The sequence below is a fragment of the Pseudomonas sp. PS1(2021) genome (genome assembly GCF_020405165.1).
Classification (GTDB): domain Bacteria; phylum Pseudomonadota; class Gammaproteobacteria; order Pseudomonadales; family Pseudomonadaceae; genus Pseudomonas; species Pseudomonas aeruginosa.
This window is the reverse complement of sequence record NZ_CP084484.1, coordinates 147,064-161,236: the sequence shown is the minus strand read 5'-3', so window position 1 is coordinate 161,236 and position 14,173 is coordinate 147,064. Positions and strand designations below refer to the sequence as shown.

At 66.3% G+C, this 14,173-nt stretch carries 12 protein-coding genes; 6 read left to right on the top strand and 6 right to left on the bottom strand.

All coding sequences use genetic code 11. From position 1 onward, the window contains the following. Positions 1-259: 259 nt before the first annotated feature. Positions 260-646, top strand: a complete 387-nt coding sequence (gloA, locus tag LE197_RS00715) for a lactoylglutathione lyase (protein WP_003110007.1) — start codon at positions 260-262, stop codon at positions 644-646. A 91-nt stretch (positions 647-737) separates the two neighbouring features. On the opposite strand, the gene LE197_RS00710 is transcribed toward gloA, so the two are convergent. Together LE197_RS00710 and motY are read right to left on the bottom strand one after the other, a co-directional pair. Next, complete coding sequence (locus tag LE197_RS00710; RefSeq protein WP_003092065.1) at positions 738-1,955, bottom strand: argininosuccinate synthase; 1,218 nt, start codon at positions 1,953-1,955, stop codon at positions 738-740. 117 nt (positions 1,956-2,072) lie between these two features. After that, positions 2,073-3,038, bottom strand: a complete 966-nt coding sequence (motY, locus tag LE197_RS00705; protein WP_003104269.1) for a flagellar protein MotY — start codon at positions 3,036-3,038, stop codon at positions 2,073-2,075. A 132-nt stretch (positions 3,039-3,170) separates the two neighbouring features. Here motY and pyrC point away from each other — a divergent pair, with 132 nt between their 5' ends. Continuing rightward, positions 3,171-4,217: a dihydroorotase gene (gene pyrC / locus LE197_RS00700; protein ID WP_003092068.1), complete on the top strand. Its 1,047-nt coding sequence runs from the start codon at positions 3,171-3,173 to the stop codon at positions 4,215-4,217. Beyond that, a complete protein-coding gene (rnt, locus tag LE197_RS00695; RefSeq protein ID WP_003092070.1) occupies positions 4,214-4,888 on the top strand; it encodes a ribonuclease T in 675 nt (224 codons plus the stop codon). Before pyrC ends, rnt begins: the two co-directional genes overlap by 4 nt. A gap of 178 nt (positions 4,889-5,066) precedes the next feature. Here the strand turns inward: rnt and LE197_RS00690 are convergent, their stop codons facing one another. Continuing rightward, positions 5,067-5,669, bottom strand: coding sequence for a peroxiredoxin (locus tag LE197_RS00690; protein WP_003092073.1), 603 nt, complete (start codon positions 5,667-5,669; stop codon positions 5,067-5,069). Positions 5,670-5,928: 259 nt separating this feature from the next. Here LE197_RS00690 and LE197_RS00685 point away from each other — a divergent pair, with 259 nt between their 5' ends. Both LE197_RS00685 and bfrB read left to right on the top strand, forming a co-directional pair. Next, complete coding sequence (locus tag LE197_RS00685) at positions 5,929-6,150, top strand: bacterioferritin-associated ferredoxin (protein WP_003092075.1); 222 nt, start codon at positions 5,929-5,931, stop codon at positions 6,148-6,150. Between the two features lie 209 nt (positions 6,151-6,359). Further along, entirely contained in the window at positions 6,360-6,836 is a 477-nt protein-coding gene (gene bfrB / locus LE197_RS00680; protein ID WP_003092078.1) for a bacterioferritin BfrB, read from the top strand. Positions 6,837-6,902: 66 nt separating this feature from the next. Here bfrB and LE197_RS00675 read toward each other — a convergent pair whose 3' ends face one another. The 3 genes from LE197_RS00675 to LE197_RS00665 all read right to left on the bottom strand — a co-directional run bounded on the left by LE197_RS00675 (position 6,903) and on the right by LE197_RS00665 (position 10,684). After that, positions 6,903-8,054 carry an MFS transporter gene (locus LE197_RS00675; protein WP_015649282.1) on the bottom strand — a complete coding sequence of 384 codons (1,152 nt, stop codon included), beginning with the start codon at positions 8,052-8,054 and terminating at the stop codon, positions 6,903-6,905. 82 nt (positions 8,055-8,136) lie between these two features. Then, complete coding sequence (grxD, locus tag LE197_RS00670) at positions 8,137-8,463, bottom strand: Grx4 family monothiol glutaredoxin (protein WP_003092082.1); 327 nt, start codon at positions 8,461-8,463, stop codon at positions 8,137-8,139. Positions 8,464-8,575: 112 nt separating this feature from the next. Continuing rightward, positions 8,576-10,684 carry a molybdopterin oxidoreductase family protein gene (locus LE197_RS00665; protein WP_151155369.1) on the bottom strand — a complete coding sequence of 703 codons (2,109 nt, stop codon included), beginning with the start codon at positions 10,682-10,684 and terminating at the stop codon, positions 8,576-8,578. A gap of 298 nt (positions 10,685-10,982) precedes the next feature. On the opposite strand from LE197_RS00665, the gene LE197_RS00660 reads away from it, so the two are divergent. Next, a complete protein-coding gene (locus LE197_RS00660) occupies positions 10,983-13,970 on the top strand; it encodes an autotransporter domain-containing protein (RefSeq protein ID WP_003104263.1) in 2,988 nt (995 codons plus the stop codon). Positions 13,971-14,173 lie beyond the last annotated feature (203 nt).

Sequence of the window (14,173 nt, the reverse complement as noted above, 5' to 3'; positions counted from 1 at the left end):
GAAGGCGCAGCGAGCTTTCGGCCGGTCACCGGGGGCGGGACGCCTGGCACGCTCGGAGACGCAGCGGGCAGCCCGGGAGGGTGGCGGAGGCAGGCCGACCGGCTATCGACGGCCGGCCCAGGGAAGAGGCGAAACGCCCCGTAGGAAGGGAAGTCCGGCAAAGGGCCGGTCGCCGGGACGGGGACGATCCCGATCTCGCAGCCGGTTGCCGGCCACATGGTAAAATCCGCCTTTGACCGTGAAGCTCGAGGCAATGAAAATGCGCATTCTCCATACCATGATCCGGGTCGGAAACATCGATCGCTCGATCGATTTCTATACCCGGGTGCTAGGCATGACCCTGCTCAGGAAGAACGACTATCCCGACGGCCAGTTCACCCTCGCCTTCGTCGGCTATGGCAACGAGGCGGATTCCGCGGTGATCGAGCTTACCCACAACTGGGGCGTGGATGCCTACGAGATCGGCACCGGCTACGGCCATATCGCCATCGAGGTCGACGACGCCTACCAGGCCTGCGACGACATCCGCAACAACGGCGGCCAGGTCACCCGCGAAGCCGGGCCGATGAAGCACGGTACCACCGTGATCGCCTTCGTGACCGACCCGGACGGCTACAAGATCGAACTGATCCAGAAGTCTTCCTGAACGGCCCCGGCTATCGCTTTCAGCAATCAGGAACGAAGAACCCCGGCTCATGGCCGGGGTTCTTCGTTCCATCGCAGGCAGCGCGCGTCGGTCAGGACAGCGTGCGGCCCTTGTTCGCGGCGATGCGCATGCGCAGCGCGTTGAGCTTGATGAAGCCCGCGGCATCGGCCTGGTTGTAGGCGCCGCCGTCTTCCTCGAAGGTCGCGATGTTGGCGTCGAACAGCGAGTCGTCGGACTTGCGGCCCACCACCACGACGTTGCCCTTGTACAGCTTCAGGCGCACTACGCCGTTCACGTTGACCTGCGAGGCGTCGATCATCTGCTGCAGCATCAGGCGCTCCGGGCTCCACCAGTAGCCGGTGTAGATCAGGCTGGCGTACTTGGGCATCAGCTCGTCTTTCAGGTGGGCCACTTCGCGGTCCAGGGTGATCGACTCGATGGCGCGGTGGGCCTTGAGCATGATGGTGCCGCCGGGGGTCTCGTAGCAGCCACGGGACTTCATGCCGACATAGCGGTTCTCGACGATGTCGAGGCGGCCGATGCCGTTGATCCCGCCGACGCGGTTCAGCTCGGTGAGCACCTCGGCCGGGGTCATGTCCTTGCCGTCGATGGCGACGATGTCGCCCTTGCGGTAGGTCAGCTCGATGTAGGTCGGGGTGTCCGGCGCGTTTTCCGGGGAAGCGGTCCACTTCCACATGTCTTCTTCGTGCTCGGTCCAGGTATCTTCCAGCACGCCGCCTTCGTAGGAGATATGCAGGAGGTTGGCGTCCATCGAGTACGGCGACTTCTTCTTGCCGTGGCGCTCGATCGGGATGCCGTGCTTCTCGGCATAGTCCATCAGCTTCTCGCGGGACAGCAGGTCCCACTCGCGCCAGGGCGCGATCACCTTGACGCCGGGCTTCAGCGCGTAGGCGCCCAGCTCGAAGCGGACCTGGTCGTTGCCCTTGCCGGTGGCGCCGTGGGAGATGGCGTCGGCGCCGGTCTCGTTGGCGATCTCGATCAGGCGCTTGGCGATCAGCGGACGAGCGATGGAAGTGCCCAGCAGGTACTCGCCTTCGTAGACGGTGTTGGCGCGGAACATCGGGTAGACGAAGTCGCGGACGAATTCTTCGCGCAGGTCGTCGATGTAGATTTCCTTGACGCCCATCGCGCGGGCCTTGGCGCGAGCCGGTTCGACTTCCTCGCCCTGGCCGAGGTCGGCGGTGAAGGTCACCACTTCGCAGTTATAGGTATCTTGCAACCACTTCAGAATTACCGAGGTATCCAGGCCGCCGGAATACGCCAGGACTACCTTCTTCACATCCGCCATGCCATCACTCCACGGGGGTCGTCACGAAAAGCGACAATTCTACGCAGGGCATTCGGGAAATTACAGAGGGGCGACAGCTTTAGACGCAAAAGCGACAGATTCTATCGTTTGCGCGACTCAAACCGTGGGTTTTCCCTGAAGCGAGGCGGCCGGAGGCTTCGGTGCGGCAGGTTCTGCCGCGGGCGGCGCCGGCTTGTCCTCGGCCTTCGGCGCTTCCGTCGCCGGCTCGACCACCGCCTCGCGCGACAGGTGCACGGTGACCCGGCGGTTGCGCGCACGGTTGGCGGCGCTGTTGTTGGCCACCAGCGGGTAGCGCTCGCCGTAGAAGCGCACGTTGATCTGGCTTTCCGGCACCCCGTTGCTCTTCAGGTACTCCTGCACCGCCAGCGCGCGGCGGCGCGACAGGTCGCGGTTGGTCAGGCGGTTGCCGCTGTTGTCGGAGTGCCCGTCGAGTTCGATCCGGTTGATGCTCGGATCGGCCTTGAGCAGTTGCAGGATGATGTCCAGCTTGGCTCGCGCCACGTCGTTCAGCGCCGTGCCGCCGTCGGGGAAGCCGACCTGGGCCAGCTTGACCTGGTCGAAGTTCACCGGCAGCAGCTTGGCGATGCAGGCCTGGTACTGGCTGTAGACGCTGGCGAAGCGCGCCGGCAGCAGGCGCACCTCCAGGCGATCGCCCTGCCAGGTGCGATGGCGGACCAGCGGGCTGCGCCCCTCGAGCAGGCCGGTGAGCAACCGACCGGCCTGTTGCTGGCTGCTGTTGAACGGCACCTCGCCGCTGCCGATGCTGACCTGGCCAAGGTTGATGTCGCCCTGCCCCGGTCGCCAGGGCGGCGCGGCAGCCAGCAGGGTCGCCGACCCGCGCCCCAGCCACTGGGCCTCGGGCTTCAGGCGGAAGGTCGCCTGCTCGCCGGCACGCCGGACGAACTCGCCGACCCCGAAATTCGCCACCGGCTGCGACAGGCGGCATTCGAACTGGTCGCCTTCGACCTTCCACTCGACGCTCTCCAGCCGCGTCTGGAAGGTCACCGCCAGCGCCGGCAGGCTGCTGAGCAGGAAAGGCAATAGAAGAAGGCGCGGCTGCACGACGGCGGGCTCCGGGAAAGCGTCCAAATACGAAGGATGTATCGGACGGCCCGGACAAAACTTGATAGCGAGTGCCCCGCCCCCCCTTTTCCGGTAGCATTTCCCCCCACGAAATCCCGTCCTGGAAGCCCCATGTCCGACCGTCTCACCCTCCTGCGCCCCGACGACTGGCACATTCACTTGCGTGACGGTGCCGCGCTGGCCAATACCGTCGGCGACGCCGCCCGCACCTTCGGCCGCGCCATCGTCATGCCGAACCTGGTGCCGCCGGTGCGCAACGCCGCCGAAGCCGACGCCTACCGGCAGCGCATCCTCGCCGCCCGCCCCGCCGCCAGCCGCTTCGAGCCGCTGATGGTGCTGTACCTCACCGACCGCACCAGCGCCGAGGAAATCCGTACCGCCAAGGCCAGCGGCTTCGTGCATGCCGCCAAGCTCTATCCGGCAGGCGCCACCACCAACTCGGACTCTGGCGTGACCCGCATCGACAATATCTTCGAAGCGCTCGAGGCGATGGCCGAGGTCGGCATGCCGCTGCTGGTGCATGGCGAGGTGACCCGCGCCGAGGTCGACGTATTCGATCGTGAGAAGCAGTTCATCGATGAGCACCTGCGCCGGGTGGTCGAGCGCTTCCCGACCCTGAAGGTGGTCTTCGAGCACATCACCACCGGCGACGCCGCCCAGTTCGTCCGGGAAGCCCCGGCCAACGTCGGCGCGACCATTACCGCCCATCACCTGCTGTACAACCGCAACCACATGCTGGTCGGCGGTATCCGTCCGCACTTCTATTGCCTGCCAATCCTCAAGCGCAACACCCACCAGGAAGCCCTGCTGGACGCCGCGGTGAGCGGCAATCCGAAATTCTTCCTCGGCACCGACTCGGCGCCGCACGCCCGCCACGCCAAGGAAGCCGCCTGCGGTTGCGCCGGCTGCTACAGCGCCTACGCCGCCATCGAGCTGTATGCCGAGGCCTTCGAACAGCGCAATGCGCTGGACAAGCTGGAAGGCTTCGCCAGCCTGCACGGCCCGGACTTCTATGGCCTGCCGCGCAACACCGACCGGATCACCCTGGTCCGCGAGGAATGGCAGGCGCCCGCCAGCCTCCCCTTCGGCGACTTCGACGTGGTGCCGCTGCGCGCCGGAGAGACACTCCGCTGGAAACTGCTGGAGGCCGGGGCATGAGCGAAGACAACTTCGACGACGAATTCGACGGCAGCCTCCCCAGCGGCCCGCGCCATCCGATGGCGCGCCGCTTCCGCGGCTACCTGCCGGTAGTGGTGGACGTCGAGACCGGCGGCTTCAACTCGGCCACCGACGCGCTGCTGGAAATCGCCGCGACCACCGTCGGCATGGACGAGAAAGGCTTCCTGTTCCCGGAACACACCTACTTCTTCCGCATCGAGCCCTTCGAAGGCGCCAACATCGAGCCGGCCGCGTTGGAATTCACCGGCATCAAGCTCGACCACCCGCTACGCATGGCGGTGCAGGAGGAAGCGGCACTCACCGAGATCTTCCGCGGCATCCGCAAGGCGCTGAAGGCCAATGGCTGCAAGCGGGCGATCCTGGTCGGCCACAACAGCAGCTTCGACCTCGGTTTCCTCAATGCCGCCGTGGCGCGTACCGGGATCAAGCGCAATCCGTTCCATCCCTTCTCCAGCTTCGACACCGCCACCCTGGCTGGCCTCGCCTACGGCCAGACGGTCCTGGCCAAGGCCTGCCAGGCCGCCGGCATGGAGTTCGACAACCGCGAGGCGCACTCGGCACGCTACGACACCGAGAAGACCGCCGAGCTGTTCTGCGGCATCGTCAACCGCTGGAAGGAAATGGGCGGCTGGATGGATGACGACGACTGAGCCTCGGCCCACTTAGGCGGATAACGCCAGGACGTTATCCGTCCTACGCGACCGGTCAGGCAATCTCCCCCTCTTCGGAGCGAGGCGCGTGACCTGGGATGGGGCTGCCGGCCCTCGCGAGCCCATGAAAAAGCCCCGCCGAAGCGGGGCTTTTTCCAACGCGCGAAGCACGCTCTTCTTACAGCTTGCTGGCGTTCTCGGCCAGGTACTTGGCCACGCCTTCGGGCGATGCGGTCATGCCCTTGTCGCCCTTCTTCCAGTTGGCCGGGCAGACTTCGCCGTGCTCCTCATGGAACTGCAGGGCATCGACCAGACGCAGCAGCTCGTCCATGTTGCGGCCCAGCGGCAGGTCGTTGACGATCTGCGAGCGCACAACGCCTTCCTTGTCGATCAGGAACGCGCCACGGAAGGCCACGCCGCCGTCGGACTCGACGTCATAGGCCTTGGCGATCTCGTGCTTGGTGTCGGCCGCCAGAGTGTACTTGACGGCGCCGATGCCGCCCTTGTCCACCGGGGTGTTGCGCCAGGCGTTGTGGGTGAAGTGGGAGTCGATGGAAACGCCGATCACCTCGACGTTGCGCGCCTGGAATTCCGGGATGCGGTGGTCCAGGGCGATCAGCTCGGACGGGCAGACGAAGGTGAAGTCCAGCGGATAGAAGAACACCAGGCCGTACTTGCCCTTGATGGCCTCGGACAGGGTGAAGCTCTCGACGATCTCGCCATTGCCCAGTACCGCGGCAACGTTGAAGTCAGGCGCTTTCTTACCTACGAGTACGCTCATTCCATGTCTCCTTTAAGCGGAAGGTTGAAGGACGGCACCGCAGCCTGCCGGCTCCTCGTGAAGCCTCGATGGCAGGGGCGCCGTTCCCCGGGAAACAACCATCATACACCCCGCCCCAGCCGGCGCTAAGTCTTTGTCCGACAAAGCCATTTGTCGGGGGGCGAAAAAAACCCGACTAAAACGCTCCAGGGAACTTTGACAATCATTCTCATTATTATTAGTATCTTTTCCAACTCAACTTCCCAGTAGCCAGATCGCCATGTACGTCTGCCTCTGCCAAGGTGTTACCGACAACCAGATCCGCGATGCCATCTACGAAGGCTGCTGCAGCTATCGTGAGGTTCGCGAAGCCACCGGCGTCGGTACCCAGTGCGGCAAGTGCGCATGCCTGGCCAAGCAGGTGGTACGCGAAACCCTCAACGACCTGCAGAGTGCCCAGCCGGTACCGGCGTTCGGGACTACGGCGTTCGTCGCTGCCTGAAAAATATTTTTTATCCCTCTTTCAGAAGAACCGGGCCTGGCGCCCGGTTTTTTTATGCCTTCAATTCAATGACTTAGCGGCAGAACGCGGAAAGAAAACATTCGTATTCATATTCTTTTTCCCTTATATTTCAATAACTTAGGTTTGACACCCTGCTTCGTCGCGGCCAAACTTGGCGAATCACACCCACTACGACGGCAGGATTCGGCATGAAAGGCGACAAGAAAGTCATCCAGCACCTCAACAAGATCCTCGGCAACGAGCTGATCGCGATCAACCAGTACTTCCTCCACTCGCGCATGTGGAACGACTGGGGCCTGAAGCGCCTCGGCGCCCACGAGTACCACGAGTCGATCGACGAGATGAAGCATGCCGACAAGCTCATCGAGCGCATCCTCTTCCTCGAAGGCCTGCCCAACCTGCAGGACCTCGGCAAGCTGCTGATCGGCGAGAACACCCAGGAAATGCTGCAGTGCGACCTGAACCTGGAGCTGAAGGCGACCAAGGACCTGCGCGAAGCCATCGTGCATTGCGAGCAGGTGCACGACTACGTCAGCCGCGACCTGCTGAAGGACATCCTGGAGTCGGAAGAAGAGCACATCGACTACTTGGAAACCCAGCTGGGCCTGATCCAGAAAGTCGGCCTGGAGAACTACCTGCAGTCGCACATGCACGAAGACGACTGATCGGGAACCACGACGAAGCGCCGGCGGCCTGCCCCGCCGGCGCTTTTTTCTTGCCGCCAGAAAGCCTCAGGCGCTGCGCGGCCTGCGCCGGACCAGATCGGCGCGCAGGGCCAGCAACAGGCAAAGACCGACCAGTACCAGCAATGCCCAGCGCAGGCCGATCTCGTGGGCCAGCAGGCCGATCAGCGGCGGTCCCATCAGCAGTCCGCCATACCCCACGGTAGAGACGGCGGCGACCCCGATCACCGGATCGATGCCCGGCTGGTTGCCAGCAGCGCTGATCACGATCGGCACCATCACCGACAGTCCCAGGCCAACCACCCCGAAACCGGCGATGCTCAGCGCCGGCCAGGGGCTGAACAGCGCCACCAGCATGCCCAGCGTGGCCAGCGAACCCAGGCCGCGCAGCAACGGCGCATCGTCGATGCGTCCGCGCAGGCGGTCGCCGAACAGCCGCCCCACCACCATCGCCGCGGAAAACGCCGCGAAGCCCAGCGCCGCCACCCGCTCGGAAGCATCCAGAACGCTGTGCAGGAACAGCGCGCTCCAGTCAGCCACGCCGCCCTCGGAAACGAACGCGCAGAGAATCAGCAGGCCCAGGCCGAGCAAGGCCCGCGGCGGCAAGGTGAAGCCGCCGCCCTTGCGCGCGCCCGCCTTGCTCGGGTCCGGCGGAAGCAACGCGCGTACGAAGAATGGCAGGCTCAGCAGGCCGAGTGCGGAGAGAATGAGGAAGTGCCAGAACGGCGTCAGTCCGGCCAGGGCCGCGGCGCTCAACGCACCGACCAGGCAACCGAGGCTGTACATGCCATGCAGCATGGACATGCAGGGCTTGCCGAGCAGGCGCTCGACATCCACCGCCTGGATGTTCATCGCCACGTCCATCCCGGCGAAGCTCACGCCCAGCACGTAGAAGGCCAACGCCAGTTGCCACCAGCCCTGGCTCAGGCCGAGCAGCGGAAACACCAGCAGCATGATCAGGCAACCGCCGATCACTACGCTGCGGCTGCCGATGCGCTGGACCAGGAAACCGCTCAACGGGAACGCCGTGAGCGCGCCGACCCCGACGCCGAGCAGGGCCTGGCCGAGCGCGCGCTCGTCCAGCTGGGTCTGCTCCTTGAGCGCCGGGATGCGTCCCATCAGGTTGCCGATGACCAGCCCGGCCATGGCGAAGAAATAGATGCAAGCCAGGCGACCCTGGCGAGGATTGACTTCCGACATGGAGGCTCCCGGTTTCCTTGCTGGTTTCTCCGGACAAAAAAGAAACCCCGCACAAGGCGGGGCTCTTCGTCGGATGCGCGGATCAGGCGTTGGCTTTGGCCGCCGCGTCCTTGACCAGGGTCTGCAGTTCGCCCTTCTCGAACATCTCGGCGAGGATGTCGCTGCCGCCGACCAGTTCGCCATTGACCCACAGCTGCGGGAAGGTCGGCCAGTTCGCGTACTTCGGCAGGTTGGCGCGGATTTCCGGGTTCTGCAGGATGTCGACGTAGGCGAACTTCTCGCCACAGGCCATCAGCACCTGGGCCGCGCGCGAGGAGAAACCGCACTGCGGGGCGTTCGGCGAACCCTTCATGTACAGCAGGATGGGGTTGTTGGCGATCTGCTCTTTAATGGTTTCGATGATGTCCATGGCTTACCTCAACAGGAACGTTTCGACACGGTAACTCGGCAAATAATGACCGGTATTGTATCGGAAAGCCTAGCGCGACGCTCGGCTTTACTCTCGCGTTCCGTCGACCCGCTCAGGCCGCTTCCACCTCCACCGGCAGGCCGTTGAGCGCGGCGTTGCCCGACAGCAGGTCGAGATGACGCTCGTCGGTCAGGTCGTTGGCGCTGGCGCCGGCCTGGGCGCGGGCGATCGCCAGTTGCACGCCGGGCCGCGCGTGGCCCCAGCCGTGCGGCAGGCTGACCACCCCGGGCATCATCTCGCTGCTCGCCGCCACCTCCACCTCGACGCTGCCGACCCGCGAGCGCACCCGCACCCGCTGCCCGTCGACCAGGCCGCGACCCTCCAGATCGCGCGGGTGCATCAGCAACTGGTGACGCGGCTTGCCCTTCACCAGGCGATGGTAGTTGTGCATCCAGGAATTGTTGCTGCGCACGTGGCGTCGTCCGATCAGCAGCAACTGGTCGGACGCAGGCAGTGGCTGTGCGGCGAAGCGTTGCAGGTCGTCGACGAACAGCGGCGGCGCGGCCTGGATGCGCTGGCCGGCGGTCTTCAGGCGCGGCGCCAGGTTCGGCCGCAGCGGCCCGAGGTCGATGCCGTGGGGATGTTCGCGCAGAGTGGCCAGGCTCAGCCTGTGCTCAGAACGGTCGCCGTAGGCGCCCGCGCGCAGGCCGAGGTCGATCATCTGCTGCGGCTCCAGGGTCGGTTTCAGCTCCAGGCCGTTGCGCGCGGCGAAGGCCCGCGCCAGGCCGACGAAGATCTCCCAGTCGTGCAGCGCACCCTCGGGACGCGGCAGCACGGCCTCGTTGAAACGGGTCACGTTACGCACGGCGAAGACGTTGAAGGTGGTGTCGTAGTGATCGTGCTCCAGCGGCGCGGTGGGCGGCAGGATGAGATCGGCGTAGCGGGTCGTCTCGTTGATGTAGAGGTCGATGCTGAGCATGAACTCCAGGCCGTCCAGGGCCTGTTCGAGCCGCCTCCCGTTGGGCGTGGACAGCACCGGGTTGCCGGCTACCGTGACCAGCGCGCGCACCTGCCCCTCGCCTTCACCGAGGATTTCTTCCGCCAATGCCGCCACCGGCAGTTCGCCGCCATATTCCGGCAGCCCCGAGACGCGGCTGCGCCAACGGCCGAAGTGGCCACCCGAGGTACTCGCCACCAGGTCCAGGGCCGGCGAGGTGCACAGCGCGCCACCGACCCGGTCGAGGTTGCCGGTGACCAGGTTGATCAGTTGCACCAGCCACTGGCAGAGCGTGCCGAAGGCCTGGGTGGAAACGCCCATCCGGCCATAGCAGACCGCCCGTTCGGCGGCGGCGAAATCCCGCGCCAGTTGGCGAATGCTTTCGGCCGGCACGCCACAGCGCGCGCTCATGGACTCGGCGTCGAAGACCGCGACCGCCTCGCGCACCCGCTCCAGCCCGTCGACCGGCAGCGGCGTGGGGCGACCGAGGTTCTCCTCGAACAGGGTGTTGAGTATCCCGAGCAACAGCGCCGCATCCTGGCCGGGACGAATGAACAGGTGCCGGTCGGCGATAGCCGCGGTCTCGCTGCGCCGGGGATCGACCACCACCAACCGGCCGCCGCGGGCCTTCAGCGCCTTCAGGCGCTTCTCCACGTCCGGCACGGTCATGATGCTGCCGTTGGACGCCAGCGGGTTGCCGCCGAGCACCAGCATGAAGTCGGTGTGGTCGATGTCGGGGATCGGGATCAACAAACCATGGCCGTACATCTGCTGGCTGACCAGGTGATGCGGCAACTGGTCGACGGAAGTCGCGGAGAAGCGGTTGCGCGTTTTCAGCAGGCCGAGGAAGTAGTTGCTATGGGTCATCAGGCCGTAGTTGTGCACGCTCGGATTGCCCTGGTAGACCGCCACCGCATCGTTGCCATGGCGCTCGCGGATCTCGCCGAGGCGGCTGGCCACCAGCGCGAAGGCCTCGTCCCAGCCGATCGGCTGCCACTCGCTGCCGACCCGGCGCAACGGCTGGCGCAGGCGGTCGGGGTCGTCCTGGATGTCCTGCAGGGCCACCGCCTTGGGACAGACATGGCCGCGGCTGAAGCTGTCCTGCGGGTCGCCCTTGATCGAGCGGATCCGCGGCACGCCGCCCTCGTCGCTCTCGGTCTCGATGGCGAGCCCGCAGATGGCCTCGCAGAGATGGCACGCACGGTAGTGGAGGGTCTTGCTCATGGCTCGCCTCTTCATTGTCGTCGCCGGCCGTCGCGGCCCGGCGCGTACGCGAGGACCAGACGACCGGTCTAGTCGTCGAATCGGCACTATGCGGCGCCTTCCGCCGCCGCGCCAGCAGCGTCAGTCGGCTGAAACGCCAGGCATCAGGCTGGCCGATGGGCGCGGTAGAGGGGAGGCGTGCCGTTTGTCCGGCTGTCAACTATCCACCTGGGAATTCCGGCGCGGCGAAAGCCGGTGCTAAACCTTGTCTCTTCGAGTCCACCCCTGTCCGACAAGACCAATAAAGCGTGGAGACCGCATGACCGACGACCACTCCTTCCGCCCTCGCCCCACCTCGTTGTCAGCCGCCCTGCTGCTGGGCGCCTGGATCGCACAGCCGGCCACGGCCGCCTATGTCGAAGCCGGTCGGCCCGGCGATCCGGCCAGTTGGCGCTCCGCCGAATACCAGCAGGACTGGGGCCTGGAACGGATGCGGGCCGACCAGGCCTATGCCGCCGGCATCGACGGCCAGGGCGTGAAGATCGGCGAGATGGACTCCGGTTTCGACCCGAGCCATCCGGATACTCCCGCCTCGCGCTACCAGCCGGTGACGGCCAGCGGCACCTATGTCGACGGCACGCCGTTCAGCGTCAGCGGCGCGATGAACGGCAACAACGACTCCCACGGTACCCACGTCGGCGGCACCCTCGGCGCCTCGCGCGACGGCGTCGGCATGCACGGGGTGGCCTACGCGGCACAGGTGTATGTCGCCAACACCAACCAGAACGACAGCTTCCTGTTCGGCCCGACGCCCGACCCGAACTATTTCAAGGCCGCCTACCAGGCGCTGGCCGACGCCGGGGTGCGGGCGATCAACAACAGTTGGGGCAGCCAGCCCAAGGACGTCAGCTACGAGACCCTCGACGGCCTGCACGCCGCCTATGCCCAGCACTACGGGCGCTCCACCTGGCTGGACGCCGCCGCCGGCGTCTCCCGCCAGGGCGTGATCAACGTCTTCAGCGCCGGCAACAGCGGCTACGCCAACGCCAGCGTGCGCTCCGCCCTGCCCTACTTCCAGCCGGACCTGGAAGGCCACTGGCTGGCCGTGTCCGGCCTCGACCAGCAGAACGGCCAGCGCTACAACCGCTGCGGCATCGCCAAGTACTGGTGCATCACCACGCCCGGCCGCCTGATCAACAGCACCATGCCCGGCGGCGGCTACGCCAACAAGTCCGGTACCTCGATGGCCGCGCCCCACGCCACCGGCGCGCTGGCCCTGGTCATGCAGCGCTATCCGTACCTGAACAACGAGCAGGCGCTGCAGGTTCTGCTGACCACCGCCACCCAGCTCGACGGCACGCCGACCGGCGCCCCCACCGACACCGTCGGCTGGGGCGTGCCGGATCTCGGTCGGGCGATGCATGGGCCTGGACAATTGCTCGGCCGCTTCGAGGCCAACCTCCCGGCCGGCCTGCGCGACGAATGGAGCAACCCGATTTCCGATAGCGCCCTGCTCCAGCGCCAGGCCGAGGACGCCGCCGAGCACGCGGCCTGGCAGCGGACGCTGAAGGACAAGGGCTGGGAAAACGGCTTGCCGGCCGGTGCCAGCCAGCAGGAACGCACCGACTATGCCATCGGCATGGCCCGCGACCAGGCCGCCGCCCAGCGCCAGTACCAGGGCAGCCTGGTCAAGGCCGGTGCCGGCAGCCTGGTCCTGAGCGGCGACAGCACCTATCGCGGGCCGACCCTGGTCGATGGCGGGCTGCTCAGCGTCGACGGTTCGCTGCTGTCCGCCGTCGAAGTCAATGCCGGCGGCACCCTCGGCGGCAGCGGCAGGATCGGCGGCCTGCTGGCGCGCTCCGGCGGCACGGTGGCCGCGGGCAACTCCATCGGCACCCTGGAGGTCGCCGGGGACCTGCGCTTCGAATCCGGCTCGACCTACGCGGTGGAGCTTTCGGAAAGCGCCAGCGACCGGATCGTCGCCAGCGGCAAGGCGAGCATCGCGGGCGGCAACGTCACCCTGGCCATGGAAAACAGCCCCGACCTGCTCAGCCAGTCCCAGGTCGAGAGCCTGGTCGGCCGCCGCTACGACATCCTCGACGCCGCCGGCGGCATCGACGGGCGCTTCGACGCGGTATTGCCGAACTACCTGTTCCTCGGCGGCACCCTGGACTACGCGGCCAACGCCATCCGCCTGGATATCGGACGCAACGGCACGACCCTCGCCAGCGTCGCGCAGACGCCCAACCAGGCGGCGGTCGCTGGGGCCGTGGAAACGCTCGGCGCCGGCAACCCGGTCTACGAAAGCCTGCTCCTGTCGGAAAACGCCGCAACCGCCCAACGGGCCTTCCAGCAATTGTCCGGGGAAATCTACCCGGCGCTCGCCGGCCTGTTGCTCAACGACAGCCGCTATCTGCGCGACAGCGTCGGCGAACGCCTGCGCCAGACCAGCGACGGCGAGGCCGGCGGGGAGGCTCCCGAAGGCTGGTTCAAGGCGCTCGGCTCCTGGGGCAAGAGCGCCGATGGCAGCCACGGTAGCGAAGGCTACCGGCATTCGGTCGGCGGCTTCCTGCTCGGCGTCGACAGCCAGGTCGCCAGCGACACGCGCCTCGGCCTGGTGGCCGGCTACAGCAACAGCTCGCTGAACATGGACAGCAGCCTGCAATCCTCCGCCAGCATCGACAGCTACCACCTCGGCGCCTACCTCGGCCGGCAATTGCAGCAATGGCGCCTGAGCCTCGGCGCAGCGCACGCCTGGCACCGCGCCGAGGTCAAGCGCGACCTGCAATACGGCGCCGTGGCCGGCAAGCAGAAGGCCAAGCTCGACGCACAGAGCAGCCAGTTGTTCGCCGAGGCCGCCTACGCGCTGGGTTGGCGCAGCCTGGAGCTGGAACCCTTCGCCGGGCTGGCCTACGTGCACGTCGCCAGCGATGACTTCCGCGAACGCGGTAGCGCCGCGGCCCTGGAGGGTGGCGACGACAACCTGGACGCCGCCTTCACCACCCTGGGCCTGCGCGCGAAACGGCATTTCGAGCTGGATGCCGGACGCCGCCTGGCGCTCTCCGGCACCCTCGGCTGGCGCCACAACCTGAGCGACACCACCCCGCAACGCCACCTGGCGTTCGCCAGCGGCAGCCAGCCATTCAGCGTGGAAAGCGTGGCCCTGTCCCGCGACGCCGCGCTGCTCGGCGTCGACGCCAGCCTCGCGGTGAATCGCGAAGTGAGCGTGCGGCTGGGCTACAACGGCCTGCTGGGCAGCCGCGAGAAGGACCATGGCGTCGGACTGGCCGTCGACTGGCGTTTCTGACTTCGGTTACGAGGGCATGCCAGCCGTTGGATGGGTTCCGGCGGGCGGCAAGGGGAAAAAGCCACTTCATTGCCCTCGGTCACGAAACCGCTGCAAATATGAGAAAAAGACCTAACTAAAGGATTCATGCGAAATGCATAGCGCTATACTGTCCATCCAGCGCTGTACTATCCCTTCCAGCGCTGATCGCGACCCGGTGCCCG

What these genes read in the sequence shown, in the direction of transcription:
- pyrC (WP_003092068.1), top strand. Translation starts at nt 3,171, where the DNA reads ATGTCCGACCGTCTCACCCTCCTGCGCCCCGACGACTGGCACATTCAC.
- rnt (WP_003092070.1), top strand. Translation starts at nt 4,214, where the DNA reads ATGAGCGAAGACAACTTCGACGACGAATTCGACGGCAGCCTCCCCAGC.
- grxD (WP_003092082.1), bottom strand. Translation starts at nt 8,463, where the DNA reads ATGGACATCATCGAAACCATTAAAGAGCAGATCGCCAACAACCCCATC.
- bfrB (WP_003092078.1), top strand. Translation starts at nt 6,360, where the DNA reads ATGAAAGGCGACAAGAAAGTCATCCAGCACCTCAACAAGATCCTCGGC.
- LE197_RS00660 (WP_003104263.1), top strand. Translation starts at nt 10,983, where the DNA reads ATGACCGACGACCACTCCTTCCGCCCTCGCCCCACCTCGTTGTCAGCC.
- LE197_RS00685 (WP_003092075.1), top strand. Translation starts at nt 5,929, where the DNA reads ATGTACGTCTGCCTCTGCCAAGGTGTTACCGACAACCAGATCCGCGAT.
- LE197_RS00665 (WP_151155369.1), bottom strand. Translation starts at nt 10,684, where the DNA reads ATGAGCAAGACCCTCCACTACCGTGCGTGCCATCTCTGCGAGGCCATC.
- LE197_RS00710 (WP_003092065.1), bottom strand. Translation starts at nt 1,955, where the DNA reads ATGGCGGATGTGAAGAAGGTAGTCCTGGCGTATTCCGGCGGCCTGGAT.
- LE197_RS00675 (WP_015649282.1), bottom strand. Translation starts at nt 8,054, where the DNA reads ATGTCGGAAGTCAATCCTCGCCAGGGTCGCCTGGCTTGCATCTATTTC.
- gloA (WP_003110007.1), top strand. Translation starts at nt 260, where the DNA reads ATGCGCATTCTCCATACCATGATCCGGGTCGGAAACATCGATCGCTCG.
- LE197_RS00690 (WP_003092073.1), bottom strand. Translation starts at nt 5,669, where the DNA reads ATGAGCGTACTCGTAGGTAAGAAAGCGCCTGACTTCAACGTTGCCGCG.